We start from the raw sequence: 26,840 nt of genomic DNA, 5'->3' as shown, positions 1-26,840 counted from the left end.
ATTTATGGTGAATGCATTCAATCGTAACATTGGATAGCTGCGGCGAACGTACGGCAATGGGCGTCCACAATATCGCGAATATGGGGAGAATAGCCGCCGCCCATGCTTACCTGTACAGGTATATTGGCGGATTTGCAGCGGCTGAACACCATCTCGTCACGGCTGAGGCATCCGGCTTTGGTCAGCGCAAGCTTGCCCAGTTTGTCGGTATCAAGTACGTCTACGCCCGCTTGGTAAAACACAAAATCGGGACGCACTTCGCGGAAAAGCGCCTCCAAGTGCTGGGCGAGTAAGGCCAGATAGACTTCATCTCCTGTGCCGTCCGGCAGGCCGACATCCCGATCTGACCGCTCTTTGCGGAACGGGAAATTGTGCTCGCCATGCATCGAAAACGTAAACACACGGCTGTCGCCCTCAAAAATCTGTGCCGTGCCATTGCCTTGGTGTACATCCAAATCAATAATCAATACTTGGCGGCATATACCGCTATTGACCAAATGGGCTGCAGCGACAGCCTGATCGTTGAGCAGACAGAAACCTTCGCCCCAGTCGTATCCTGCATGGTGGGTCCCCCCCGCTACATTGAACGCCACGCCATATTCCATCGCAAAAAAGCAGCCCTCAATCGTGCCCTGCACGATCCGGAGTTCGCGCGCAACCAGTGCCGCTGACAACGGAAACCCGATGCGCCTCACCATCGCCGGAGCGAGGGATACGTCAAGCAACTGCCGGCAATAGTCAGCTGCATGTGCTTGCATGATGGTTTCAACGCCGGCCAACCCCGGCTCAAAAAAATTATCGGGCTGGACGGTGCCACTGTGCAGCAACTGCGCCGGAATCAACTCGTACTTGGCCATGGGAAACCGATGGCCCTCTGGCAACGGGTGGGCATAGCTGGGATGATAAGCGATCTTGAGCAACGGAACAGCCATCTATTAGACGGCGAAGATAGCAAATGAAGCAACCATATTGAATACAAAGTTGTTTATTTGCGATAAAAACATGATTTTTGATGGCTAACAAAATGATAGTAAACCACACCATGGATACAACACCCACCCTTCCGGTCCTGTCTGCTGAAGAACAACGCGTATTGGGGGCACTGATGGAAAAATCGAAAGTGACGCCTGAATACTATCCCCTTACACTGAATGCGCTGGTTGCGGCATGCAATCAGAAAACATCGCGGAAACCGGTGGTCAATTACGACGACAGTACGGTGATTGCCACGCTGGATTCGTTGCGAAAAAAGGGATTGGTATCGACGGTCACCGGGGGCTCGAGCCGGGTAACCAAATACAAACACAATTTTGCGGTCGTCTACCCCATTATTCCCGCCGAGGTGACCATCATATGCCTCTTGTTGCTGCGCGGCCCGCTGACACCGGGAGAGATTAACACCAATTCGGGCAGGATGCACGAATTCGAATCGCTCGACGAGGTCCAAGCGCTGCTGGATAACCTTGCCGGATCCGAGCCGCCTTATGTGAGGCAACTCCCTAAACGGCCGGGACAGAAAGAAGCCCGCTATATGCACCTGTTGGGCGGCGACGAGCTTCCGGACGACAGTGAGCTGGAAACCGGTGACACAGGCTCGTCCGCCGAACTTGCAGCGCGGCTATCCAAAGTTGAAGCCGAGTTGGCTGCACTACGTGCCGAATTTGATAAACTGATGCAAGAGCTGTCGTAGCGCCAAACTTTGTTAATCAATCGCTGCATATTTCGCGCGCCGAAAAAACTAAATTAAACCAATAGTTGTTATCTTTACAAAAGTTTAACCCTATCAGCCTCGTAGTTATGGACGCAAAACCCGCAAAATACAGCCGCATACTCATCGCAACGGATGACAGCGAATGTTCAAAGAAAGCGCTGCAGCATGGCCACAGCCTTGCTGAAATGATGGAATCATCCGTGGCCTTGGTACATGTCATCGAGCCGGCGGCACCGACAAACTACGGTGCTGATCCGTTAATGGGACAGCAGCCGATCGTCATCCCCGAAACCACGGAAATACAGGAGGAAAATTCGAGAATCCTACTGGAGGAAATCAGTAAGCAATTCCACGATGTAAAGGAGGTGTTTACATTTAGCCGAATCGGATCCCCGAAACAAGAGATACTGACCGTGGCCAGTGAATGGGCAGCCGATCTCATTATTATGGGTACGCATGGGCGCACAGGATTTGACCACTTTATATCCGGCAGCGTATCTGAAAGCGTAATTAGACGAGCCCCCTGCCCGGTATTGGTAATACCCGGTAAGTGCTAACAGTGCTAACGAAAAAGCCCCCGTTTCTTGGCGGAGGCTTTTTCTGTTTGTCGTATCCGACGTAATTCCGCCATTACTCGCCGTGCAGCCACGCCTTTTTGGCCAATAGCTCTTCTTCCGTCTCCCGGACGTCCTCGTCGTCTACACAGCAATCAACTGGACATACTGCTGCACACTGCGGCTCGTCATGGAAACCTACACATTCAGTGCATTTGTCCGAAACGATATAATAAACCTCATCCGATATCGCGGGTTGCTCTTCATCTGCATCTAACGTGGTGCCATCACCGAAATCGATAATCCCATTGAGTCCAGTACCTTCCGAAAACCGCCAACTCACCCCTGCATCGTATATCGCATTATTTGGGCATTCCGGTTCGCACGCCCCGCAATTGATGCATTCGTCTGTTATCTTGATTGCCATTTAACGCTTACAATTATGATAAAATAAAAAACTTATTTTTGTATCCGTTTTGAACGCGCCGATGTACCGGGCTAAACGTTCACGACCTAATCAGTCGTCTTTAAACGATGCTGATTTTCTGCAAAGATAATACAAATATTGTGCAAACCGGGGTTAAAGATTAACATTTTGACAAAGAAACAACGTATCGACGCATTTGCTTTATTGGGAGATTACCTACGCGCAGACAGTCCGGAATTACGGCGTGTTGTAGAAGCCGCCGGATATCACAACGCTTGGTTTACCCAGCCTAATATCGATAAAGCACTGAAAAACATAGCATTAAACTTATCCAAAGAGCAACTTGGTGCATGGCTTGAGCCATACCCATTTGACGGAGAAACGGACCAAACGGTTGGATTGGTATTGGCCGGAAACATCCCCTTGGTAGGCTTCCATGACATCTTGTGCGCGCTCTGTGCGGGCTTCAACGTCCAAATAAAACCCGCCACTGCCGACCAACTGCTGATTACGCACGTGATAACCAAACTGCAGGAGATCGAACCCGCCTTCGCCCGCAAGATTGCCGTCGCCGAACGCTTGGGAAATTTCGATTTGGTCATCGCTACAGGCAGCGATAATACGGCGCGTTATTTTGACTACTATTTCGGCAAAAAACCCCACATTATACGGAAAAACCGCAACAGCGTAGCCGTCCTGACCGGAAAAGAGACGTCTGAAGCGCTCCGGCTGTTGGGCAATGACATCTTTGATTACTTTGGTTTGGGCTGTCGAAGCGTCGCAAAGCTTTTTGTACCGAAAGGGTACGCGCTGTCGGCATTTTTTGAAGGTATAACGCCTTTTTCTGACATCATTAACCACCATAAATACGCCAACAACTACGACTATAACAAATCAATTTATCTCATCAATGGCGATGTGCACTATGACAACGGCTTCCTCTTGGTAAAACCTGATGAACGGATAGCCTCGCCATTGGCCACGGTGTACATGGAGGAATATGACAACCGGGATGCGCTCGTTGCCAAGCTTGCCGAATCAGCGGCCCAATTGCAATGCGCGGTCAGCCTTGAGCCGCTGGAAACCGCTGTACCTACTGTCCGGTTTGGCCAAAGCCAGCGGCCGGCACTCGACGATTATGCGGATGGCGTAAATACGTTGGACTTTTTGGCTGAACATCGATAAAGCCTTCATCTTTCACCTAATTAATGTTAACTTTGCCACACCATGTATGTCATTAAGGTCAAGGGCGTAGCTAAAATACCGGATTATGTCCAGTTGCGTGATGATGCATTTACATTGCTTGCCTACTTCAGGGTAGACCGCCCGGATAAATCATTGGAAAAACTTGGGCTGGCCGATAAAGCGGAGTATATCATGGAAATTGTGCAAAAGATGCCTTTTGGACAAATCAAGAAACTAGAATTGTAAGCTTATGATAGGCGATACGGTTATTACACTCAAAGGCGTTGATATCTACCAACCCAAACACTTGGTGCTTGCCAACGTAAATCTGAAAATCAATAAAGGCGAATTTGTTTTCCTCATCGGCCAGACGGGGAGCGGAAAAAGCAGCCTGCTGAAAATCATTTACGGCGACTTGCATATCGCCAGCGGAGAGGGAATGGTGGCGGGCTTCGATCTGAAGAAACTTAGCGCACGCGAAGTACCTTTTCTACGCAGGAAGCTGGGAATCGTCTTTCAGGATTTCCACCTGCTTACCGATCGCACCGTGGAAAAAAACCTGGAGTTTGCACTTAGGGCCACAGGCTGGAAAGATAAAGCCCTTATCAATGCTCGAATGCTGGATGTGCTGGAAAAAGTGGGGCTTCGTTCCAAATTGAAAAAGATGCCTCATGAACTGTCCGGCGGTGAACAACAACGGGTGGTCATCGCGCGTGCACTGCTGAATAATCCGGAAATTATCCTGGCAGATGAGCCCACCGGCAACCTCGACCCCGAAACCTCCGAAGAGATTGTTTTGTTGCTGAAGGAAATCAGCCGAGGCGGAACAGCTATCCTTATGGCAACGCACGATTACCAGATCATCCGCAATATGCCATCGCGTATCATTAAGACGGCCAATGGCGCTTTGCTCGATAATGTGGCGATATAGCCGCCGCGGCTATCGTGCCTCCCTCAGCCCGCCATTTTGCGGGCCCGTCGCCGCACGGAACTGACAGGGTGACCGATATTTCGCTATTGGCAATAAAATTGAGACCCGGATTAACTAGTTGACAACAGTAACGACAACTAACTATGGCGAAAAACAAAAAAAAGAATCAGGATAACGAAATAATGGTAGAAAAAGAATCTGCTGCGGAAGAAATGCAGCCAACCGATGTGCAAAGCGCAAACGAAGCAGGTACGACGACCGAAGAACCGATGAAGGAAGAACCGACAGCCGAAGAGCGGTTAACTGCTGAATTAGCGGCCGCTAACGACAAGTACCTGCGTTTATATGCCGAGTTTGACAACTACAAACGGCGAGTAGCCAAAGAACGCATCGAACTTATGCAGACTGCCGGCAAAGAGATTATTGCCAGTTTACTACCCGTAATCGACGATTTCGAGCGGGCGCTGAAAGCATTTGAGACGGCTACCGAAGTTGCTCCCCTGAAAGAAGGCGTATCGCTGGTGGGGCATAAACTAAAAAATGTCTTGGTCCACCAAGGAGTGAAAGAAATGGAATCAATTGGAAAACCCTTCGACGCCGAATTGCAGGAAGCGATTACCAACGTGCCTGCGCCGAGTGAAGACCTGAAGGGCAAAGTAATCGATGAGATCGAAAAAGGTTACTTTTTGCATGACAAGATATTGCGGCATGCCAAAGTTGTTGTTGGCAGTTAATAGTAAGTAAGCATGGCAAAACGAGATTATTATGATGTATTGGGCGTTTCGCGAAACGCAGATCAAGCGGAAATAAAGTCAGCTTACCGAAAACTGGCCATCAAGTATCACCCGGATAAAAATCCGGACAATAAGGAAGCTGAAGAAAAATTCAAGGAAGCGGCGGAGGCATACGAAGTACTCAGCAATCCCGAAAAGCGGCAACGGTATGACCGTTTTGGACACTCAGGCGGTGCTTCCGGCGGCTTCAGTGGCGGCAATATGAATATGGAGGATATCTTCAGCCAGTTCGGGGATATCTTCGGTGGTGGCGGCAGCCCATTTGAGAGTTTCTTCGGCGGTGGCCAGCGTGGTGGCCGCCGGGTAGCCAAGGGCACCAACCTACGGATAAAAGTAAAACTCAACCTACAGGAGATCGCCAAAGGAGCCGAAAAGAAAATAAAAGTAAACAAACAGGTCATCTGCACCACGTGCGACGGAAGCGGCGCAAAGGACAAAGCATCCTTTCATACATGCCGTACCTGCGGCGGTACTGGCACGGTGCGCCGGGTCACCAATACCATTCTTGGCCAGATGCAAACCACCAGCACCTGCCCTACCTGTAATGGGGAAGGCGTAGAAATTTCGGCAAAGTGCCCCGTCTGCCATGGTGACGGATTGACACGCGGCGAGGAAACTATCAGCATCAATATACCGGCTGGCGTAAGCGAAGGCATGCAGTTGTCCATGAGCGGCAAAGGCAATGCCGCCCCACGTGGCGGTGTGCCAGGCGACCTGATCATCCTCATTGAAGAGATACCGCACGAAACCCTTAAACGCGACGGCACCAACGTAATTTACGATTTGTACATTAACTTCGTCGACGCAACACTGGGTACGAGCGCCGAAATCCCCACTATTGACGGCAAGGCAAAAATTAAAATTGAAGCCGGCACCCAGGGAGGTAAGATATTAAGGCTTAAAGGGAAGGGTGTACCTGAAGTTAATTCCTACCATAAGGGCGACCAGTTGGTTTACGTCAACGTGTGGACCCCGAAAGTCGTATCCGCTGAAGAAAAGGAGCTCCTCGAACGCTTGCGCAATTCGCCAAATTTCAGGCCCCAGCCGGGAAAGAACGAAAAAACCTTTTTCGAACGCATAAAGGAGTACTTCGAATAACGGCACATTTCACTAAATTTCTTATAAAGGAAAGGGCCAAAACGGAATTCCGTTTTGGCCCTTGTTATTTAGCACTGACTATAAATATCAAAAAGTCAGCTCACTACACATCCCAGAAAAAAGGCCGGCCGTCAATTCAATACCAAAATCTGACTCTGGTAAAAAAAAAGCTTTTTGACATACAATAGACAATAATTATATCTAAATCACTTTGCTATAAAAAGAGACCTAAGGATGACATATTTCATATCCAACTCATGAATTTTGGCACTGCAATTGCATATTGACTTAAAAAGTCAAATTGTTTAACAGCAAAATGGCAAAATTTTAACTAAATTTTTTAACATCATGAAAAAACTATTTTTAACCTTATCCGCTGCAATTGCAGTAACTTTCGTAGCTAATGCACAAACTGAAAAAGGAAAATTCATTTTGGGCGGAAACGTGTCGTATGACTATACAAGCGTCAAGGACGCTGACATCGACAGCCATTCACTGGGCATCATCCCTTCCGTGGGCTACTTTGTCAGTGACAATTTTGCCGTGGGTACCGGCATTGGCTATGCGTACGAGAAAAACACTGCAGGCGCAGACGTTTTCTCAAGCAGCAATACCGTACACGCGTTCAGCGTGGCGCCGTTTGCCCGGTTATACAAAGGCGACAGCAATTTCAAGTTCTTTGGCCAACTTTCAGTACCCATGGCCTGGGGTACAGCAAAGGCTGACGACACCAAACTGGGCAACGTTGAAAGCTACGGTGTTGAGCTGGCTCCGGGATTCGCATATTTCCCAACGAGCAAAATCGGCATTGAACTTTCAGTAAGAGGTTTATACTATCAGAACTCCAGCATTAAGCCGGAAGAAGGAAGCAACGTAACCACCAACTCTTTTGGGTTGAATGCTAACTCTTTGGCTCCACGGCTTGGTGTACAGTTTTACTTCTAAGCAGTAAAGACTACTCCTGCTAAAAACCACTTGGGTTACTCCAAGTGGTTTTTTTTATGCCCCCCGCTGAACCGGCAGGCAAGCACCGAAAATAAACACCTCACTAAAAAACGAAAGGTTTCCAAACGGGGAGAATGGAAACCTTTACTAACCAATTATAAACCTAAATTATGATAGTGCAAAGATAGTGTTTATTTCACACTTTCAAAATTATTTTAAATTATTTTTTTATATCTGCCAAAAACGCGGTCCATTAACCCGGACAACGCTGAATATCGCCATAAATGCGGAATTATCGATCAACTTCTCCCAAAACAATATCAATTGAACCCAATATGGCTATTAAATCAGCGATAAGTACACCCTTCGCCAGCTCCGGTAGCACCGACAGGTTGTGGAAACTTGGGCCACGGGCCTTCACCCGCTTGGGGATGTCTGTCTTTTCCTGTGTAATAAAATAAAATCCCAGCTCACCCTTTGGGTTTTCAGCACGCACGTAGTAATCCTGCGCCTTCAAGTTGACCTTCTTGGGTACCAAGGCCCTCGGATCGAAATCTGCCGTTCGTTTTAATGCCTTGGTCAGGCGATCCAGACATTGTTCGATAATCCGCACCGACTCCTTGATTTCCTCCACGCGTACTTTGAAGCGATCCCAACAGTCTCCTACGTGACCCATTTCTCCCTCCCCTATTGGAATATCGAACTCAAGCTCCGGATAAACGGAATAATCGTCTACCCTTCGTAGGTCCCACTTTACACCGGAGGCCCGCAACATTGGACCCGAACAGCCGTAGTTGATAGCCACGTCAGCAGGCAACACGCCAATATTGGCAGTACGTGACACGAAAATCCGGTTATTGGTCAACAGCTCGTCCAGCTCGGCCAACTTGGGCTTAAAATACTGCACAAACTCAGCGCAACGGGCTTCAAACCCCACTGGCAGGTCGTAAAACAATCCGCCTACCCAAATGTAGTTGTACAACATTCTTGAGCCGGAAGCCCACTCCAACATATTCATGATATGCTCCCTGTCACGAAAACACCACATAAACGGCGTAAATGCGCCGATATCGATACCATAGGTACCGATTGCAATCAGGTGGGAAGCAATACGGTTGAGCTCACATACCAAAACGCGGATGTATTCAACCCGCTTGGGCAATTGCTTTTCGATGCCCAGCATGCGCTCTACCCCCATTACAAACGCATGGCTGTTATTCATGGAGGCCAAATAATCCATCCGGTCCGTGAACGGGATGGTCTTTCCGTAATTCATGGATTCGGCGTGCTTCTCAAAACAACGGTGCAAATAACCAACATGCGGGATGACTTCTTTCACAAGCTCACCGTCTGTAATCAGTTGCAGACGCAATACGCCGTGTGTCGACGGGTGTTGCGGCCCCATATTGATGACCATCTCTTCGGCGCCAATGGCCGCTATCCGGGCTTCATAAGCGCGCTGGGCTTCTTGATAAGGTGTTTCGCTCATACTGATTGTAGCTCTGATATCTTGCCTTACTTAATGGGGATACCGTGATACGTTTCAGCTTCTTCATAATCCTTACGCAAAGGATACCCGTGCCAATCGTCGGGCAATAATATCCGTCTTAGATCGGGGTGGCCTTCAAAATAGATGCCCATGAGATCAAACGCTTCCCGTTCATGCCAGTCGGCAGTACGCCATACCGAACTTACACTGGGCACGACAGGCAAATTATCCAACCGCCGATCGTTTTGTATCATGACTTTGAGCGTAAGCTGATGTTGGTGCGGAATGGAGGCCAGATGGTACACCACGGTAAATGTTTCGGCAGCTGGCCCATTATCGACAGCACTGATGCACGATAGAAAATCGAAATAAGTTGCTTCATGATCCCGCAAAAACAAACACACCTGCGGCAGCCACTCGCCCGATATAATTAGCGCCGGCTGCAATCCGGCCACTTCCTCGCCTACGACAACCGCTTCGCCGAACTGCGCGGCAAGCAAGGATTTAACGCGTAAAAAAACATCCATATTAAACGCCCTGCTTAAGGTGCCAACCGCTTGATCGTCCATTGCCCGTCCTGCTTTTCGTAAACCAGCCGGTCATGCAACCGGCTGCCCCTTCCCTGCCAGAATTCCACCAAGTCCGGCACTAACCGGTACCCACCCCAGTGCGGTGGCCTTGGGATATATGCTACGTTTTGATACTGCTCTTCGAGTTCAGCCAATCGGTTGTCCAGCACACTCCGCCCTGTAATCTGCCGGCTTTGGGGCGACGCGAGAGCACCCAGCTTACTGCCTTTGGGACGAGACTGAAAATAGCGATCCGAGAGCTCGTCAATCATCTTCTCCACCCGGCCGCTGACACGCACCTGGCGCTGCAATTCCGGCCAAAAAAACAGCAGGGCAGCGTATGGATTGCCTGCCAGCTCGGTGCCCTTCTGACTTTCGTAATTGGTAAAGAAACCAAAACCTGATTCATCCAGTTGTTTGAGTAGCACGATCCGAGAAGATGGCCGACCCGTTGCGGAGACCGTGGACAAGGCCATGGCATTGGGCTCCATGACCTGCCGATCGAGTGCCTCGTCAAACCACTTCTGAAATTGGGCAACGGCATCGGGCAGGACATCGCCCTCATCGAGCTGTCCCATTTCGTATTCTGCTCGGATGGCTCCTATATCCGTTTGCTTCGTCATTTCGCATGTGTTGTTTATTGCACAAACATACGAAAAACCGCGCGAAAACCGCTACTTCTTGTAATACGCCATGGCTTCGGGTATCAAGCGCTGGATGTTGTTGATACGCCGCGCATCACTGGGGTGGGTACTTAAAAACTCCGGTGGAGCACCTCCGCCCTGGGTTTGCTTTGCCTGTGCCATGCGTTCCCAGAATCCGACAGCCTCATTGGGGTTGTAGCCGGCCATCGCCATGAAAACAAGCCCCAGCCGGTCCGCTTCGCTCTCCTGATTTCGCGAATAACTCAACAGTGCAAGCTGCCCACCCAATCCGTATGCGGTATTAAGCACTGCACGGGTGGTATTGGACCGCTCGGCGGTGGCGACATCCACTGCTACTCCCCCGGCCTGTGCAATAATGGTCTGCGACATGCGCTCGGCAGAATGTTTCGCAATAGCATGTGCGATCTCATGCCCCATTACCGTAGCCAGGCCGGCCTCATTTTTCGTAACAGGCAGAATACCGGTATAGATAGCTACCTTACCGCCAGGCATACACCAAGCATTGATCTGATCTTCCTGAATGAGGTTAAATTCCCATTCGAAATTGTATTGATTACCATACCCGTTTTCTTGCAGGAAGCGGGTCACCGCAGCGGCAATGTTCTGTCCTACGCGTTGTACCTGTTGCGCCTGCGATGTCCCTTTGATTATTTTGGTTTTCGAATCGCCCAAAAAGTCGCGATAGGCCAGCGCCGCCTGCTGCTGGATCTCTGCCTCATTGACTAAACTCAATTGCCTCCGCCCGGTCAGCGGCACGGTTGCACAGGAAACGATTGTTGCAAAAATCAGTAATAAAAAAGTGCCTTTAATAAATGGTTTCATGACGTTCAAATTTAACACTGTTCGATTGACGATCCTTGTTATGCCAAACAGCAATATACATGCCGAATTGCCGCACAGACTATGTACTGCGTTTTCGGAACAAATAAACTTTTGATTCCTTACCTTTCAGCAACCGTTCGATATTTTTCTGATGGGTAATTAAAATCAACACGCAGATGCACATCCCATATAGCAAAACTGACTTGACCGACGTATGGAACAAAAAGACGATACTAAACGGAAACGCAAATCCCGCCGTGATAGAGCTTAATGATACATAATGCGTAAGAAGCAGCATAATGATGAAAACGGACACACAGACCAGCGCCGCCTGAAAATGGACCGCTAATATCATCCCAAATAGTGTAGCGACTCCCTTGCCGCCCCTGAAGCCCGCAAAAACAGGAAAAAGGTGACCCAGTACCGCTATGACACCCAACGCCAGCTGATAGTTGACAAATTGGGCTGCCGCTTGTGGACCGGTGACGGATGGCCCGATAAAATAAGCGAGATTGGTGGCCGTCCAGCCCTTTAGGATATCGATAAACATAACGGCTGCACCGGCCTTGGTGCCTAATACCCGGAACGTGTTGGTTGCTCCTGCATTGCCACTTCCATATTCCCGTACATCTACGCCGTAAAACGACTGGCCTAACCATACGGCTGTGGGAATAGAACCGAATAGATAGGCTAACACGACTGCCCCGACTAAATAAATCGATATCATGAATCGCAAGTTAACGAAAAAGACGCAAAAAACAACATCTACCTATTACTCGATAAGTTTGGCTTTTAAACTCATGTCCAAGCTTTTGACCGAATGGGTAAGTGCACCTATGGAAATGTAATCCACACCGGCATCTGCATACTGACGGACCGTTTCTTCTGTAATGCCCCCCGAGGCCTCGGTCACAAACCGGCCGTCAATGCGTGTCACCGCTTCCCGTACCTGGTCGGGGCTGAAATTATCCAGCATAATCCGATCAACACCCCCGACATTCAGCGCTTCGGCTACTTCGTCAAGATTCCGGACTTCGACTTCAATGGCAATGGGCTTGTCCAGGGTTTTCCGGTATTGGTTTGCATGCTCGATGGCTTGCTTGATGCCGCCTGCATAGTCTACATGGTTGTCTTTAATCAGAATCATATCATAGAGACCGAATCGATGGTTGACCCCGCCGCCTAAGGATACCGCCTTTTTCTCTAAAAATCGCATCAAGGGCGTTGTCTTGCGGGTGTCCAATACCTTGGTTGGCGTGCCAGCCAGGGCCACCGCAATCCGATGGGTAGCCGTAGCAATACCACTCATGCGCTGCATGATATTTAATACCAGCCTTTCTGCCATCAGAATACTGTGAATGCTGCCCTCTACCTGCAAGACAACATCGCCGACTTGCACCTCGTGCCCGTCTTCAAGAAAGACCGATACGTGCAACCCCTGATCCACTTGGTCGAACACCGCAAGCGCTTCCTCTACGCCCGCCAACACGCCCCGCTCCTTGATAATTAATTGCGCCTCCCCGATTTTCCCCGGGGCGATAATTGATAGCGTTGTATGATCGCCTTCCCCGACATCTTCAGCAAGTGCAGCCTCGATGAATCGGCGCAGCCTGTCCTTTTCTTCTTGAGTCATTCGATATAGCATCAAAACCATTTATACCTGTCATAAGCGATGGCTATCCAGGTATACAAACATTCAAGCATTTGGTTAAAAACGCTGCTAAGATGGCTATTAAAAATAAAATAATGCGAATAAAAGTAAAATTAGGCAATGGTTAGTAAACGGATTCAACACGGAACTCCGTTACCTGAAAGGTATTTTCATTGTTTGTCAACTTATACGAAACCCGGTAGGTATCCTTGGAGGTTTCCAGGTTGAGCACAACATACCTGAAGCTGGGGTTGGAATCCAGCCTATGGGCCATTTTCACCCCCGTAGGTGTATTTCTGCCAAAAAAATCGCGCAGGATAATCTCGGCCTGAACCCGCGAATAAATGCCCTCGTCATTCAGCAGGGTCATACTTACCGTGGAAGAAAAATATTTGGAGAGTTCCTTCGTATTGGCGCTTCGGATACATGAGGCAATATCATCGATTACATCGCTGACATGGGCGAGGCTCGACACCATAAATAAGCACGTTATCCCCGTAATCGTTGCCCTTCTTATTAATCTGTTTCCCTTTACTTCCACCGTAGTTGTTTATTCAAGCGTGTTGTTTGCTAATTGGCAATATTAAAACTTTAATGCATAAGAAAGTGTAGCATTTTTTCTACAAAAGGCATTTTAAACCGCCAATGCTCTTTCTGGGGTATCATTAGCCAAAAACATGCCATTTTTTCCGGAAAGTCATTTGCGGCTACGCGGCTTTCGCCCCATTTTTTCACAGCAATGGGATTATATTTTCCCGATAAAAGTTTTCTCGGCGGCAAGGCGCTATCGGTCATATTGCTTTTATGAACGCGATTATAATTGCATATAAAAGCAACTTTGTCTAAGTTTGTTGCTGTGAATACGAATAAAAAAGTAGCGCTCATAATCTTAGATGGTTTAGGTTATGGCAAAGAGGATCAGTCAAATGCTGTGTTAGCGGCAAATACACCTTTTTTGGATGAACTATTATCCCGCTATCCGCATGCTAAATTAGAGGCTTCCGGCGAAGCGGTTGGCCTTCCTGAAGGCCAAATGGGAAATTCGGAAGTTGGCCACATGAATTTGGGGGCCGGAAGAATCGTCTACCAAGAGCTTGGAAGGATACATAAGGCCGTCAGAGAGGGGGAGTTTGAACGAAACCAGCTCCTTCAGGAGGCTTTTGCATACGCCAAAAACAATGGCAAGCATGTGCACTTCATCGGTTTACTGTCTGATGGTGGTGTGCATGCGCACACCTTACACCTGAAAGGCTTGTGTGATGCTGCAAAACATGCGGGACTTGGCAATGACCAGGTATTTATCCACGCCTTTTTGGATGGACGGGATACCGACCCGCATTCCGGTGTTGGCTACCTGACTAACATGGAACAGTTTCTTTCGTCGAGTACAGGGCAGCTGGCTTCGGCGATTGGCCGATACTATGCGATGGACCGCGACAACCGCTGGGAACGTGTAAAACAGGCATATGACTTGTTGGTGCATGGCATTGGGACATCTACGCAGGACTTGGCGAAGGCCGTACAGCAATCCTATGAAGCGGGTGTCACCGATGAATTCGTTAAGCCAATCGTCAAGACCGACGCCTATGGCACTCCGCTTACGACGATCAAAAATGGCGACATCGTGGTATGTTTCAATTTCCGTACGGACCGAGGGCGTGAGATCACGATGGCACTTACGCAACGGGCCTTTCCGGAACAGGGTATGCATCCGCTTCAATTGCGCTACCTCACCATGACTACTTATGACGAGACATTTAAGGATGTTCAGGTGCTCTTTCTCAAAGATAACCTCGTCAATACCCTGGGCGAAGTGCTCGAAGCGAACAATAAAACTCAAACGCGCATCGCCGAAACCGAGAAATATCCGCACGTCACTTTCTTTTTCTCCGGTGGCCGCGAGCAGGTGTTCAATGGTGAAAACCGCATACTCATCCCTTCGCCCAAGGTTGCGACGTATGACCTGCAGCCCGAGATGAGCGCACAAGGCGTCGCCGATGCGATATGTGATGATATCGTCACACACAAACCGGATTTTATCTGCCTCAACTTTGCCAACCCCGATATGGTGGGGCACACCGGCGTATTCAACGCGGTAGTCAAAGCGGTGGAAACCGTGGATGGCTGCGCCAGGCAGGTTGTGGAATGCGGGCTTAAAGCTGGTTACTCATTCATTATCATTGCTGACCATGGCAATGCTGAATTTATGATCAACGATGACGGTTCGGTCAATACGGCGCATACAACAAACCTTGTCCCCTGTATATTGATTGACAACGACTACAAGTCCGTGTCTGACGGCAAGCTCGGCGATATCGCGCCTACGATACTAACGATGATGGGGCTGCCTATTCCTGCGGAAATGACGGGAACGATATTGGTTTAGTGGCGCATGGTTCAACGTAATCGGATATTCAGCGCAAGCCTCCTTTGCGCATTTTCGGTGTGGGTAATATCCTGTACTGGGTCTGCCGACGTCCAGTCCGACAGCCAAACAAGCCCTTATTTCGGCCTGGAAGCGTATTTCAACAGCGAGGCAACGCGGCTGCAGGAACGTGCACCGACGGTTACAAAAACCGTATCGAAAAACGGCGAAACAGAAACTCATGATGTCCGGATTGGTAATTGGCAAAATGAACTGGCATTGTTTATCGAGTCTGACATCAACAAGCCGGCTTGGCAGCATAGCTATCAAGTGGACAGTACAGCGTCTTTGCTGACTTATACCGCCATCGACCCGGACTTGCGCACTGAACAGATTACGGTGGAAAAAGATACGAATGGCCACATCAAACGTATCCGGATTGTCAATAAGGTACAAAATATGCTTTACCAGACTGGCGAGCAACTTGACTATTATCCTGATTCGCTATATCGAATCATCAGAAAACAACGGGTACAGATCATTGGTGAAAGCAATTACGCCGTGAGTGCCTTTATCCGCTAAAGGGACAGGATTCCAACTAAAAAGGCTTTGCGGTACCGCAAAGCCTTTTCTACGTTTTGTTTCGACAGCCAATCTTTTTACTTCAGGTTATCCCGGTAAACTTTTGCTTTCTTGATCTCCGTTTGGATATCTTTCTTACCCGGCGTCATGCTCAAAACCTGTTCGAAATCAGCGATGCTCTTGTCATAGGCGTCAATCGCCTTGTCCTTATCGTAATTGGCCATGCCTGAGGTACCCCGCAGGATGCCCAAATCACGATAAGCAATCCCCCTGTTTTGGTAATACTTGGTATCAGCGGCATTCAATTCGATGGCTTTGGTGTAATCCGCGATAGCGGCGTTCAACATTTTTTCCCGATTGCTGGAGCTGATTTTTGTGTCGATCTGCACAGCCAAAATGTTGTTAGCTTTACCACGATAATAGTATGCCGACTCGTGATCGGGGCGCAATTGCACCACTTTACCAAAAGATTCCAACGCCTTCCTATAGTCTCCGATTTGGTACTGCGAATATCCCAACATATACATGACATCCGGATCTCCCGACTCGGCCGGCATTGCCTTTTGTAAATGGCTGGCAGCCGCTTTGAAATCCCCGTCAATCAAGGCTTTCTGTCCTAAACGAACATTAGGATTGCTGGGCGCCGTTTCGGTAGTCTGAGCCTGCGCTACCAGCACTGCAAAACATAATGCTGCACCCGAAACAACACGGTTAAGCCCTCTAAAAAAAATGTTTAATTTGTTTCTTTTCATCACTTTTAAATTACAAAAATCCTTTCTGCCTTTTCTACGATATCCTCCTAAAGCGGCTTTCCGCCATCTAATGGTACAATTTCCATGCTACAAACATAATTATTATTATACTCAAATACAATTTGCGTCACACAACTTCCCAAATGAAATTTAAAACATAAAACTCTAAAAGGTCCATTTTATTATTTATCAAAAATAGTTTTTATATATTAGCAGATGTGGTGCGTAGCATACAACTAAGCTATCCTGTTCCTACAGCTGACTTTTTTTCAGTAAACGTGTCTTGATGATACAACTTAACATGGAATTATCAGAAAAGTTTGCTATTGGCATAACCATTGCACATACATATACATCACGAAATAAAGATAGATTAAACAAGCACAATAGATAGGGACTGCCAATGTGGCGCCTATATAAAAGAACAAAAAATATTCATGAGTAATTTCGATCCATTTGACTTTAATCAGGCAATACCTATCATAAATGAAGACACCGAATTCTTCCCATTGTTAAGCCAGCAAGATGAAGATGAGATGAGCAACGCCGATCTTCCTGAATCGCTTTCAATCCTGCCTCTGCGCAATACGGTATTATTCCCCGGTGTGGTTATTCCCATTACAGTGGGCAGGGACAAGTCCATAAAGTTGGTAAAGGACGCTTATAAAGGCGATCGCATCATCGGCGTTGTGTCGCAACAAAACATGGCGATCGAGGACCCAACGTTTGACCAGCTAAACAAGGTAGGCACGGTGGCCATGATCATCAAAATATTGCAGATGCCTGATGGCAACACAACGGTAATCATCCAGGGAAAGCAGCGTTTCAGACTAAGCGATCAGATTCAAAGCGATCCGTATATCAAAGCCTTTATTGAACGCTTTGAAGAAAAAAAACACAAAGCGACCAGGGAGTTCAATGCCCTGCTCTCTTCCATCAAGGAGATGGCGCTGCAAATTATCCAGCTGTCGCCGCATATTCCCAGCGAGGCGGGTATCGCTATAAAAAACATTGAAAGCCCAGCGTTCTTGATTAATTTTATTTCCTCCAACCTCAACGCAGACCTGTCTTTCAAACAGCAATTGCTGGAAATGGCTGATTTGGAAAAGCGTGCTTCAAAGGTGCTGGAACAGCTCAATGTTGAGCTTCAATTACTGGAACTTAAAACACAGATACAGAACAAAGTAAGAGGCGACTTAGATAAGCAGCAACGCGATTATTTCCTCAATCAACAGCTGAAGACCATCCAGGAAGAATTAGGGGGTAACACGCCTGATTTGGAGATGGAAGACCTGCGGAAACGCGCAAAGTCGAAAAAGTGGTCTAAGGAAGTCGATGAGCACTTTAATAAGGAACTGGACAAACTGGCCCGCATCAATCCGGCTGCCGCGGATTATTCCGTACAGGTCAATTACCTCGAACTCCTCCTTGAGCTACCGTGGAATGACTTCACCAAAGATAATTTTGACTTGCACCGGGCCCGACGCGTTCTGGACCGGGATCACTATGGCTTAGATAAAGTCAAACAACGGATTATCGAGTACTTGGCGGTGCTGAAACTCAAACGAAACATGAAGGCTCCAATCCTCTGCCTTGTGGGCCCTCCGGGGGTGGGAAAAACATCCTTGGGCAAATCCATCGCTAAGGCATTGGGACGTAAATATACCCGTATGGCGCTCGGCGGCATCCGTGATGAGGCCGAAATCAGGGGGCATCGAAAAACCTATATCGGTGCCATGCCGGGAAGGATCATCCAGTCACTCAAAAAGGCAGGAGCTTCCAACCCCGTATTTGTACTGGACGAGATTGACAAAGTAGGCAGCGACTTCCGCGGCGATCCTTCTTCTGCATTGCTGGAAGTGCTCGATCCAGAGCAGAACAACGCTTTTTATGACCATTATGTGGAGTTGGACTATGATTTGTCAAACGTGATGTTTATCGCTACGGCCAACTCATTGACCAACATACAACCGGCACTTCTTGACCGGATGGAAATCATTGAGGTCAATGGCTATACGATTGAAGAAAAGATCGAAATCGCCAAAAAGCACTTAATACCGAAGCAACGGGAACTGCATGGGCTGCAACCCAAGGATGTGGCCATCCGACCCAAGGTCATCGAAAAAATCATCGACGAGTATACCCGCGAGTCTGGTGTGCGGGGATTGGAAAAGAAAATCGGATCGATCGTGCGTGGAATCGCTACCCACGTGGTGATGGAGGATCCGCTACCGAAGCAAATCGATGCCGCGACCGTAGAGCAGATCCTTGGCGCCCCCATATTCGACAAGGAGTTTTATGAAAGTAATGAAGTGGCTGGAGTCGTGACCGGACTCGCGTGGACCCAAGTTGGGGGTGACATCCTGTACATCGAGTCAAGCTTAAGTCCTGGAAAAGGGAAATTGACCTTGACCGGCAACCTGGGCGATGTAATGAAGGAATCAGCCAGCATTGCCATGGCCTATCTTCGTGCAAATGCCGACGAATTTGGCATCGACTATGGCGTGTTCGATAAGTGGGATGTACACATACACGTACCTGCCGGCGCCACGCCGAAAGATGGACCGTCAGCCGGCATCACGATGCTTACAGCGTTGGCCTCCAGCTTTACGCAACGCAAGGTGAAAGAGAAGCTGGCCATGACTGGTGAAATCACACTTCGTGGAAAAGTGCTTCCGGTAGGCGGCATAAAAGAAAAAATATTGGCTGCCAAACGGGCCGATATCAAAGAGGTGATACTCTCGAAAGCCAATAAAAAGGACGTGCTTGAAATTAAGGAAGATTATATCAAGGATCTGACGTTTCACTATGTTACCGAAATGCATGAAGTGGTTAACCTGGCGCTGCTGAAGCAACAAGTAAAAAAACCAAAGAAACTGGTCTTGGATGAAGCGTAGCGCTGTATTCCTTGACTTTTGTTTATGTAAATTAATTGTTATCTTAGCTTCATGCTTACAGAGTCGCTGATTATCTTGGCGTTGATTCTATTAAACGGTGTGTTTTCGGCTTCCGAAATAGCTATTGTATCAAGCCGTAAGGCTCGTTTACAGGTACTGGCTGATAAAAAAAGTGCGGCGGCTAAACAAGTGCTTAAGCTTAAGGACTCGCCAAACCGATTTCTTTCTACCGTGCAAATCGGCATCACGCTCATTGGAATCCTCACCGGTATTTTCGGCGGAGCGACCATAGCCCAGCGTCTCGACGTTTACCTTTCGGAAATTTCCTGGCTCAGTGGATACAGCGCTCAACTATCCGTGTTGATAGTAGTCGTCATCATCACGTTTCTCACATTGGTGCTTGGTGAGTTGGTGCCCAAACGCGTTGGTCTTGCCATCCCGGAAAAGTATGCCATGATAATGGCCTTTCCCATGGACATTCTCAGCAAGGTGGTAGCACCGTTTGTGTGGCTGCTTAGCGCAACCACCGACGGGATTGTCAAGTTGCTCAACATCAAGACATCCCAAAATGCGGTAACGGAAGAAGAAATAAAAGCACTGGTGGATGAAGGTGCCGACATCGGTGCCATTGAACACATTGAACACGAAATTGTGGACCGCGTATTTAGTCTGGGAGATAAGCGCGCCGTCAACTTGATGACACACCGAAGCAATATTGTATGGCTGGATATCGACGACGAATACGAGGAACATAAACGAACCATTCTGGAGAGTGGCCATACCGTTTATCCGGTATGTAAAGACAACCTGGACAACATTATCGGTGTCGTGCACATCAAATTTTTGCTAAAACAATACCTTATTGATCAACCCATTAACCTCATGCAGCTGACGCAACCCGTCAATTATGTCCACGAAAACAGTTCAGCTTATAGCATCCTCAATAAATTTAAAGCATCCAAGATCCACCAAGCCGTCGTGCTTGATGAATATGGGTCGCTGCAAGGTATCGTGACCATTAATGATATCCTAAGCAGCCTGGTCGGCGATATATCCAACAGCGATACCGCTGAAAGGCCCGAAATCGTCAGACGTGAGGACGGTAGCATGCTTATTGATGGACAATACCAACTGGACAACCTGTTTACCTTGTTGAACATTACAACAGATGACGAAGACAATGGGCTTGGCAATATCAATACCATAGCCGGACTCGTCTTGCTTAAACTTGGGCGTATGCCTATCACAGGTGAACGGATGCAGTGGAAAAATTATGAGTTTGAAGTCATAGATATGGATGGCAACCGCATTGACAAAGTATTGGTAACCTCGCTATAAATAACGAAAACCGCAAACATTTTCGGCACATAAACGCTTATAGCTATTATGATGGCTTATAATATTGTAGTTTATGTAGGAAGCCTCAGAAAGGCTTCATTTAGTCGGAAAATGGCGAAAGCGCTGATAGCGCTCGCCCCCGAGTCACTCCAATTGGAAATCATGGACATCAGCAAGTTGCCGATGTATAACGAAGATCTTGATGAATCACCGCCGGAAGAATGGGTCCTGTTTCGTAAGCAGCTCAAAGATTGCGACGGTATCCTGTTTGTTACACCTGAATATAATCGGACGATACCCGGTGTGTTGAAAAATGCGCTAGACGTTGGTTCTCGTCCGTACGGCGAAAGCTCTTGGGATGGCAAACCGGCCGCCGTGGTCAGTGTCTCCCCCAGTGCTATCGGTGCCTTCGGCGCAAATCATCACCTGAGACAGGCATTAGCGTACCTTAATGTACCTGCCATGGCGCAACCCGAAGCGTATGTCGGCCATGCAAACGAACTTTTTGACGAGGATGGAAGCCTTACGAACGCCGCTACCATAGAGTTTCTACGTGACTTCATGCGTGCTTTCGCCGATTGGGTGGCTACCATCAAGGGTTGAGCTACGGCAAATGGTTACAGCACACCGCTTGCCAGCAACTCACGTTCCATTTCTTGCTGCAAGGCCAGTGCCTCCCGTCTTGCCTGCTCGGCAAAGTCAAGGCCGTTGGACGCATAGATGATAGAACGTGTGGCATTCACCAGCAACCCGCAGTCGGCATTCATGCCATATTTGCACACATCGCGCAGGCTACCGCCCTGCGCCCCCACGCCGGGCACCAGCAGGAAATGGTCTGGTGCATGTTTGCGGATGGTTGCAAAGGCTTCGCCTCGCGTAGCCCCGACAACATACATGAGGTTGCCGGTATCGCCCCAGGTATTGGTTTTTTGAATGACCCGCTCGAAAAGCTGCACCCCCTGCTCGTCCGCAATCGTTTGGAAATCCAGCCCCCCTGCATTGGAGGTAAGCGCCAGAACGATTCCCCATTTGCCTTCAAACCCGAGAAAAGGCTGCACCGAATCGTGCCCCATATACGGCGCAATGGTAATGGCATCAAAGCCAAGCCCCGATGTCCCCTGATCAAAAAATGCCTGCGCATAACGCTTGGCCGTATTGCCGATGTCCCCACGCTTAGCATCAGCGATGCGAAGGCAATCTTTAGGCAATGCTTCCCACGTTTTTTGCAGGCTTTTCCAGCCAGCTACTCCCCTCCCCTCATAAAACGCTATATTGGGCTTGTATGCCACGCATAAATCCGCCGTCGCGGCAATGATCTGCCGGTTGAATTCAAAAACCGGATCTTCACTGTCCAGCAAGTGCGGCGGAATCAGATCGATATCGGTATCGAGGCCTATGCAAAGAAAGGATCGCTTAGTCTTGATTTGTCGGATAAGTTCGTGGCGGGTCATGCTATACGGTTTTTTTAATTGCGCAAACCTAAAAGAAAAATCGCTGCTAAAAAATAAAAACCTTATATTTATCGTCAGATATCTCATGATGAACATCTTCATAACCCGAGAAGTCCCGGCAATCATCAAACAATCATTGACCGATCAGGGCCATAGGCTTTTTGAATGGACGGAAAAGCGCGATCTGACTCCCGATGAGCTCATCCAGTATGCAAAAGACAGCGATGCCTTATTTAGCGTAGGCGGGCATGCCATCGACAGCGATGTATTGGCGGCGTGCGACCACCTCCGCGTCATTGCACTATGTAGCGTAGGCTATGACCATGTAGACGTGGCCACCGCCACCCGTTTGGGCATCCCAATCGGGAATACACCGGGCGTGCTGAGTAAAGCGACGGCCGACACGGCCTTTTTACTGATGCAAAATGTCGCCCGCAAGGCGATTCACAAACACAAGGAAATTCTGCGTGGCAATTGGGGATTTTTTGATCCAATGGTGGACCTCGGCATTGATTTACAAGGCAAAACATTGGGAATATACGGGCTGGGGCGCATCGGCTACGAGATGGCTAAGAGCTGCCGCTATGCTTTCAATATGCCCGTCATTTACCACAACCGAGGGCATAATGAAGAGGCCGAGCAGGATTTGGATGCACGTAGGGTATCATTTGACGAACTGCTCGAGCAAAGTGATGTCCTCAGTGTACATGCCAACCTCAGTGACCAGACTCAAGGGATCTTCAACCGTGATGCGTTTTCCAGAATGAAGGCATCAGCGATTTTTATTAATACCGCGAGGGGTTCCATGCATAATGAAGAAGACCTCCGGACCGCCCTGGAAAATGGAGTGATTTGGGGTGCGGGCCTCGATGTCACGAACCCGGAGCCGATGGCACCCGATAATCCACTCCTGAATATGCCCAATGTGGCCATTTTACCGCATATAGGCTCGGCAACCGTTGAAACCCGGATGAAAATGATGCAGCTTACGGTAGAAAATGTACTCGCAGGTCTCCGCGGCGACAAACTCCCCTACTGTGTCAATCCGGAGGTCTATAACCACTAGCTACGCTTCATGGCACGGCCCATGGTTATTCGGCAGCCAGTTTCTGGATGAACTCGACGACCTCAGGGCGGCTGTAATCAGCCATCCCTTCATGGCGCGCCGCGACTTGCCCCTGCTTATCAAGGATAATGGTGGTTGGAATGGCATTGCCAAGCCAATCAGCCGGGATATTACCCGAAGGAATGTGCACAGGTAAGCTCAATTTTCTATCGACCATGAATTGCTTGGATTGCTCGTATTGATTATCCACATCGACCATGACAAAGACGACATGCTCATGATCCTTAAATTGCTGGTAAAGCTTGTCAATAGATGGTAGCTCGGCGATACAGGGGGGACACCAAGTGGCCCAAAAATTAATGAACACCACCTTACCCGATTGGTTGGCTACGTCGATGCGGGTACCTTCGCCATCCTTAAAAAAAACCGGTGGCCGCCCTGCTGCCGTCGACGGCGTTGGCTGTGCCACCGTGTCCGTACTATTGGCCAAATCCGGCTTGTATAAGCCGATTGCCATCAAGCCCCGACTTACCCACGCCTTTGCATCTGGGTTCAACAACAATACAACCATAAATAAACACAGCGTAAGCGTGATGACGGTGGATGTGCTAATCTTTTTCATTTGAATTCGTTATTCGTTTTTCTTATAACGCCCCTTCAACCCCAAGGCCAAATAAGGCAAAGTCATATTTTACGGGGTCTTCGGGGTCCAGCAATCGTAAGTTGTTGGTCAGCTCCATCGCTGTCTTCCAATCGGATTGGCGCCGTTGGATAAGCCCTAATTTACGCGCGACCCGCTCGACATGCACATCACAGGGACAAATCAATTGGGAAGGCATGATCCGCCGCCACAAGCCGAAATCTACCCCTCGGTCGTCATGCCGCACCATCCAGCGCAAAAACATATTCAGCCGCTTACAGGCGGATTGCTGCAACGGCGAGCTGACGTGTTTCCGCGTGCGTAGCGGATAATCAGGCAAGCTGAAGAAATAGGCACGAAAATGATTCAAAGCCTCCTCCACTCCAAAATGATGGGTTTGCAGCGTGCCGAGATAGCAAACGGATGAAGCAAGCGCCGGACTTTCATGCGCCACTGTTTGAGGTTCCAAGTATTCGGCACGAAATTCCGTATCGGCCGCGTTGGGAGGCAGAAATGCGTTTTCCAATGAATCATGCATCGCATAGTGCGCCCGAAAAAAGCTGATGAAATATAGCAAATCGGTATCGTTGAATGTACGGTGTTTAAAACCGACCAATTGCTTCAGATCGCTTTCTTGATGGAGCCGCACGAAATCAAATGGTACGCCATCCATACGGGTAATCAGCTCCATACACTTATTGATAATGGTCTTGCGCTGCCCCCAGGCCAGGACCGCCGCGAAAAACCCCATGATTTCGATATCCTGCTTCCGGGTAAACCGATGCGGAATACATATCGGGTCATCGGCAATAAATGCCGGCCGGTTGTATTCGTCCACCTTGCCGTCAAGAAAGCCCTTAACATCAAACGCCATTACTTAAGTGCCCCTTCTAAATCGGCCAACAAATCGTCAATATCCTCAATTCCCACACTGATGCGGATCAGGTTGTCTACTACCCCCACCCGCTCTCGGACTTCCTTTGGTATGGAGCCATGTGTCATTGTCGCGGGATGGTTGATGAGCGATTCCACACCGCCCAGCGACTCGGCTAAGGTAAACACTTTAAAGGATGACGCTACGGCAAACGTATCGGCAAGCGATGCATCTTTCAGCACAATGGATACCATGCCGCCGAAATCGCGCATTTGCCGCTTTGCAACAGCATGGCCTGGATGGTCTTCAAACCCTGGCCAATAGATTTTCGCTATCCGGGGATGTGTACGGAGGTATTTGGCTACCTGACGACCGTTTTCGCAATGTGACTGCATGCGCAAGTGCAGCGTCTTAATTCCCCGCAGTACCAAGAAGCTGTCCTGGGGGCCTGGTGTACCGCCACAGGCATTGTAATAAAAGAACAACTTGTCGTACAGCACCTTATCATTCACTACCAAGGCACCCATCACTACGTCCGAGTGCCCCCCGATGTACTTCGTCACGGAATGCATCACAATATCTGCCCCCAGATCCAACGGGTTTTGCAGATATGGCGAGGCAAAGGTATTATCGACAGCGAACAATACGCCGGCTGCTTTTGCCAGTTGTCCTATGGCCGCGATATCCGCCAATTTCAACGTTGGGTTGGTCGGTGTTTCAATCCATATCAAACGGGTTTGAGCCGTGATTTTCTCTTGGATTTGTAAAGGATCGGAGGTATCCACGAAATGAAATTTGACGCCATAACGCTCATATACTTTTGTGAACATCCGGTAAGAGCCTCCATAAAGGTCATCTCCCGTAATCACTTCATCCCCTGGCGCCAGCAGCTTCAGTACGGCCTCTGTCGCTGCCATCCCACTGGAAAATGCCAATCCATGACGTCCATTTTCCAATGCCGCAAGACAGTCTTCCAATGCCTTGCGTGTCGGGTTGGTGCCCCTTGAATACTCATAACCTTTATGGTCGCCTGGCGCCGCCTGCCGATACGTCGACGTCTGATAGATGGGTGTCATTACTGCACCGGTTGTCGGATCAGCATGCTGCCCTGCGTGAATGGCCTTTGTTGCAAATTTATATCCCATGATAATCAATGAATCGATGAACAATAGTGTGGTAAAGTTATCAAACATTCACCGAAGAAACGAATCGGATGACGGCCAACATCGTGATCAGAATTGGAGCGGCGAACGATAGACAAACCGGTAACCGAGATCGGCTACCAACCGGTCAGGCAACACCATCTTTGCGGTCTTGTCGGCTTCCGAAAAAGCTGCCGGTAACCCATAACCGTATTTTGTTGCGGAAACGTCAATGACGTCTTTCTTTAGCGGATGTTCGGGGCAGACTACATTGTATGTCTTTCCTTGCGAACGCGCTGCCATCATGGCGCGGATGATGCCATAAACATCTTCAACATGCACGAAATTTGCCGTTTGATACCCTATCTCGCAGACCTTGCCGACAAAATACTTCGCCATGACGCGCTCCTGGCCAAAGAGCCCCCCCAACCGCAGGATATTTAAATCGGGAAAAGCCAAACGTAGCATCGATTCGCCCAATAACAACTTGGGTTCCAATTCTTCGGCTGCGAATGTATCTTCAGCAATCCGAGCGTCGACCTTCGGATAAATACCCACCGATCCGAAAAACATGGATTGCCCGAACGAATGGGTCTCCAGGAAAACACGGAGGCGGAAAAACCGGCGTTCGACCACCTCCATAGTGTCCTTATGTGTGATAGGGACGCTGATGATAACCACGTCAAACACCGCCTCACGAATGCCTGCAACCTTATTTTCGATGTCGAAATTGGCGACGTGTGCCTTTAACCCCAGCTGTACCAACCGCGCGGCTTTGTCTTCGGATGTGCAGGTGGCCCACACTTGGTGCCCCCCATTGACCAAATGGGTGGCTACATAGGTACCCACCCATCCACATCCTATGATAAGAACCTTCTTTGCGGACATAGTC

Annotated in this window: 30 protein-coding genes; 14 read left to right on the top strand and 16 right to left on the bottom strand. The window is 48.8% G+C overall.

Annotation, left to right across the window (positions count from 1 at the left end; translation table 11 throughout):
• Positions 1-17 precede the first annotated feature (17 nt).
• Entirely contained in the window at positions 18-932 is a 915-nt protein-coding gene (locus JHJ32_RS18550; protein ID WP_079715724.1) for a histone deacetylase, read from the bottom strand.
• Positions 933-1,042: 110 nt separating this feature from the next.
• Here JHJ32_RS18550 and JHJ32_RS18545 point away from each other — a divergent pair, with 110 nt between their 5' ends.
• Entirely contained in the window at positions 1,043-1,690 is a 648-nt protein-coding gene (locus JHJ32_RS18545) for a YceH family protein (RefSeq protein WP_079716020.1), read from the top strand.
• 107 nt (positions 1,691-1,797) lie between these two features.
• Complete coding sequence (locus tag JHJ32_RS18540; RefSeq protein WP_079715723.1) at positions 1,798-2,268, top strand: universal stress protein; 471 nt, start codon at positions 1,798-1,800, stop codon at positions 2,266-2,268.
• Between the two features lie 73 nt (positions 2,269-2,341).
• On the opposite strand, the gene JHJ32_RS18535 is transcribed toward JHJ32_RS18540, so the two are convergent.
• Positions 2,342-2,692 (bottom strand): 4Fe-4S dicluster domain-containing protein, encoded by a 351-nt coding sequence (locus JHJ32_RS18535; RefSeq protein WP_200121977.1) that lies wholly within the window; start codon positions 2,690-2,692, stop codon positions 2,342-2,344.
• Between the two features lie 168 nt (positions 2,693-2,860).
• Here JHJ32_RS18535 and JHJ32_RS18530 point away from each other — a divergent pair, with 168 nt between their 5' ends.
• From JHJ32_RS18530 to JHJ32_RS18505, 6 genes are all read left to right on the top strand, one after another.
• Positions 2,861-3,877, top strand: a complete 1,017-nt coding sequence (locus JHJ32_RS18530; RefSeq protein ID WP_200121976.1) for an acyl-CoA reductase — start codon at positions 2,861-2,863, stop codon at positions 3,875-3,877.
• Positions 3,878-3,919: 42 nt separating this feature from the next.
• Complete coding sequence (locus JHJ32_RS18525; protein WP_079715721.1) at positions 3,920-4,123, top strand: fructose-6-phosphate aldolase; 204 nt, start codon at positions 3,920-3,922, stop codon at positions 4,121-4,123.
• Between the two features lie 4 nt (positions 4,124-4,127).
• On the top strand, positions 4,128-4,808 hold the full coding sequence (locus JHJ32_RS18520) for a cell division ATP-binding protein FtsE (RefSeq protein ID WP_079715720.1): 681 nt from the start codon (positions 4,128-4,130) through the stop codon (positions 4,806-4,808).
• A gap of 143 nt (positions 4,809-4,951) precedes the next feature.
• A complete protein-coding gene (locus JHJ32_RS18515; protein WP_079715719.1) occupies positions 4,952-5,542 on the top strand; it encodes a nucleotide exchange factor GrpE in 591 nt (196 codons plus the stop codon).
• 12 nt (positions 5,543-5,554) lie between these two features.
• A complete protein-coding gene (gene dnaJ / locus JHJ32_RS18510; protein ID WP_200121975.1) occupies positions 5,555-6,700 on the top strand; it encodes a molecular chaperone DnaJ in 1,146 nt (381 codons plus the stop codon).
• A gap of 348 nt (positions 6,701-7,048) precedes the next feature.
• A complete protein-coding gene (locus tag JHJ32_RS18505) occupies positions 7,049-7,645 on the top strand; it encodes an outer membrane beta-barrel protein (protein ID WP_200121974.1) in 597 nt (198 codons plus the stop codon).
• A gap of 292 nt (positions 7,646-7,937) precedes the next feature.
• Here the strand turns inward: JHJ32_RS18505 and JHJ32_RS18500 are convergent, their stop codons facing one another.
• The 8 genes from JHJ32_RS18500 to JHJ32_RS18465 all read right to left on the bottom strand — a co-directional run bounded on the left by JHJ32_RS18500 (position 7,938) and on the right by JHJ32_RS18465 (position 13,726).
• On the bottom strand, positions 7,938-9,134 hold the full coding sequence (locus JHJ32_RS18500) for an NADH-quinone oxidoreductase subunit D (protein WP_200121973.1): 1,197 nt from the start codon (positions 9,132-9,134) through the stop codon (positions 7,938-7,940).
• Positions 9,135-9,160: 26 nt separating this feature from the next.
• The gene (locus tag JHJ32_RS18495) at positions 9,161-9,703 is read right to left on the bottom strand and encodes an NADH-quinone oxidoreductase subunit C (protein WP_233632750.1); all 543 of its coding nucleotides are present in this window, start codon (positions 9,701-9,703) and stop codon (positions 9,161-9,163) included.
• Complete coding sequence (gene pdxH / locus JHJ32_RS18490) at positions 9,676-10,326, bottom strand: pyridoxamine 5'-phosphate oxidase (RefSeq protein WP_079715715.1); 651 nt, start codon at positions 10,324-10,326, stop codon at positions 9,676-9,678. Before pdxH ends, JHJ32_RS18495 begins: the two co-directional genes overlap by 28 nt.
• Before the next feature lie 51 nt (positions 10,327-10,377).
• A complete protein-coding gene (locus JHJ32_RS18485) occupies positions 10,378-11,190 on the bottom strand; it encodes a M48 family metallopeptidase (RefSeq protein WP_079715714.1) in 813 nt (270 codons plus the stop codon).
• 79 nt (positions 11,191-11,269) lie between these two features.
• Complete coding sequence (gene plsY / locus JHJ32_RS18480; protein ID WP_079715713.1) at positions 11,270-11,917, bottom strand: glycerol-3-phosphate 1-O-acyltransferase PlsY; 648 nt, start codon at positions 11,915-11,917, stop codon at positions 11,270-11,272.
• 45 nt (positions 11,918-11,962) lie between these two features.
• Positions 11,963-12,823, bottom strand: a complete 861-nt coding sequence (gene nadC / locus JHJ32_RS18475; protein WP_200121972.1) for a carboxylating nicotinate-nucleotide diphosphorylase — start codon at positions 12,821-12,823, stop codon at positions 11,963-11,965.
• Positions 12,824-12,965: 142 nt separating this feature from the next.
• The gene (locus JHJ32_RS18470; RefSeq protein ID WP_079715712.1) at positions 12,966-13,319 is read right to left on the bottom strand and encodes a DUF4783 domain-containing protein; all 354 of its coding nucleotides are present in this window, start codon (positions 13,317-13,319) and stop codon (positions 12,966-12,968) included.
• Positions 13,320-13,432: 113 nt separating this feature from the next.
• Positions 13,433-13,726, bottom strand: a complete 294-nt coding sequence (locus JHJ32_RS18465; RefSeq protein WP_200121971.1) for a hypothetical protein — start codon at positions 13,724-13,726, stop codon at positions 13,433-13,435.
• Here JHJ32_RS18465 and gpmI point away from each other — a divergent pair.
• Both gpmI and JHJ32_RS18455 read left to right on the top strand, forming a co-directional pair.
• Positions 13,698-15,227, top strand: coding sequence for a 2,3-bisphosphoglycerate-independent phosphoglycerate mutase (gene gpmI / locus JHJ32_RS18460; RefSeq protein WP_200121970.1), 1,530 nt, complete (start codon positions 13,698-13,700; stop codon positions 15,225-15,227). The genes JHJ32_RS18465 and gpmI overlap by 29 nt on opposite strands.
• A gap of 6 nt (positions 15,228-15,233) precedes the next feature.
• A complete protein-coding gene (locus JHJ32_RS18455) occupies positions 15,234-15,788 on the top strand; it encodes a hypothetical protein (protein ID WP_079715709.1) in 555 nt (184 codons plus the stop codon).
• A 77-nt stretch (positions 15,789-15,865) separates the two neighbouring features.
• Here JHJ32_RS18455 and JHJ32_RS18450 read toward each other — a convergent pair whose 3' ends face one another.
• A complete protein-coding gene (locus tag JHJ32_RS18450) occupies positions 15,866-16,540 on the bottom strand; it encodes a tetratricopeptide repeat protein (protein WP_200121969.1) in 675 nt (224 codons plus the stop codon).
• A 437-nt stretch (positions 16,541-16,977) separates the two neighbouring features.
• On the opposite strand from JHJ32_RS18450, the gene lon reads away from it, so the two are divergent.
• Genes lon through JHJ32_RS18435 form a run of 3 tightly spaced genes read left to right on the top strand, consistent with a single transcriptional unit; the run spans position 16,978 to position 21,378 of the window.
• The gene (gene lon / locus JHJ32_RS18445) at positions 16,978-19,437 is read left to right on the top strand and encodes an endopeptidase La (RefSeq protein WP_079715707.1); all 2,460 of its coding nucleotides are present in this window, start codon (positions 16,978-16,980) and stop codon (positions 19,435-19,437) included.
• A gap of 51 nt (positions 19,438-19,488) precedes the next feature.
• Complete coding sequence (locus JHJ32_RS18440; protein WP_200121968.1) at positions 19,489-20,775, top strand: hemolysin family protein; 1,287 nt, start codon at positions 19,489-19,491, stop codon at positions 20,773-20,775.
• A gap of 48 nt (positions 20,776-20,823) precedes the next feature.
• Positions 20,824-21,378 carry an NADPH-dependent FMN reductase gene (locus JHJ32_RS18435; protein ID WP_233632748.1) on the top strand — a complete coding sequence of 185 codons (555 nt, stop codon included), beginning with the start codon at positions 20,824-20,826 and terminating at the stop codon, positions 21,376-21,378.
• A gap of 14 nt (positions 21,379-21,392) precedes the next feature.
• On the opposite strand, the gene pyrF is transcribed toward JHJ32_RS18435, so the two are convergent.
• Complete coding sequence (gene pyrF, locus JHJ32_RS18430) at positions 21,393-22,226, bottom strand: orotidine-5'-phosphate decarboxylase (protein ID WP_200121967.1); 834 nt, start codon at positions 22,224-22,226, stop codon at positions 21,393-21,395.
• Between the two features lie 85 nt (positions 22,227-22,311).
• On the opposite strand from pyrF, the gene JHJ32_RS18425 reads away from it, so the two are divergent.
• Positions 22,312-23,292, top strand: a complete 981-nt coding sequence (locus JHJ32_RS18425) for a D-glycerate dehydrogenase (protein WP_233632747.1) — start codon at positions 22,312-22,314, stop codon at positions 23,290-23,292.
• A gap of 25 nt (positions 23,293-23,317) precedes the next feature.
• On the opposite strand, the gene JHJ32_RS18420 is transcribed toward JHJ32_RS18425, so the two are convergent.
• The 4 genes from JHJ32_RS18420 to JHJ32_RS18405 form a co-directional block, all read right to left on the bottom strand.
• Positions 23,318-23,914 (bottom strand): TlpA disulfide reductase family protein, encoded by a 597-nt coding sequence (locus JHJ32_RS18420; protein WP_079715704.1) that lies wholly within the window; start codon positions 23,912-23,914, stop codon positions 23,318-23,320.
• A 22-nt stretch (positions 23,915-23,936) separates the two neighbouring features.
• On the bottom strand, positions 23,937-24,806 hold the full coding sequence (locus JHJ32_RS18415; protein WP_200121966.1) for a TIGR02757 family protein: 870 nt from the start codon (positions 24,804-24,806) through the stop codon (positions 23,937-23,939).
• Positions 24,806-25,951 (bottom strand): cystathionine gamma-synthase, encoded by a 1,146-nt coding sequence (locus tag JHJ32_RS18410; RefSeq protein WP_079716014.1) that lies wholly within the window; start codon positions 25,949-25,951, stop codon positions 24,806-24,808. The genes JHJ32_RS18415 and JHJ32_RS18410 overlap by 1 nt, the downstream gene beginning before the upstream one ends.
• A gap of 87 nt (positions 25,952-26,038) precedes the next feature.
• The gene (locus tag JHJ32_RS18405; protein WP_079715702.1) at positions 26,039-26,836 is read right to left on the bottom strand and encodes a 2-dehydropantoate 2-reductase N-terminal domain-containing protein; all 798 of its coding nucleotides are present in this window, start codon (positions 26,834-26,836) and stop codon (positions 26,039-26,041) included.
• Positions 26,837-26,840: the final 4 nt, after the last annotated feature.

The organism is Parapedobacter sp. ISTM3 (assembly GCF_016533505.1).
In the GTDB taxonomy this organism is placed as follows: Bacteria; Bacteroidota; Bacteroidia; order Sphingobacteriales; family Sphingobacteriaceae; genus Parapedobacter; species Parapedobacter luteus.
Note: the sequence above shows the minus strand (reverse complement) of the source record. Positions and strands in the feature narration are given on the sequence as shown.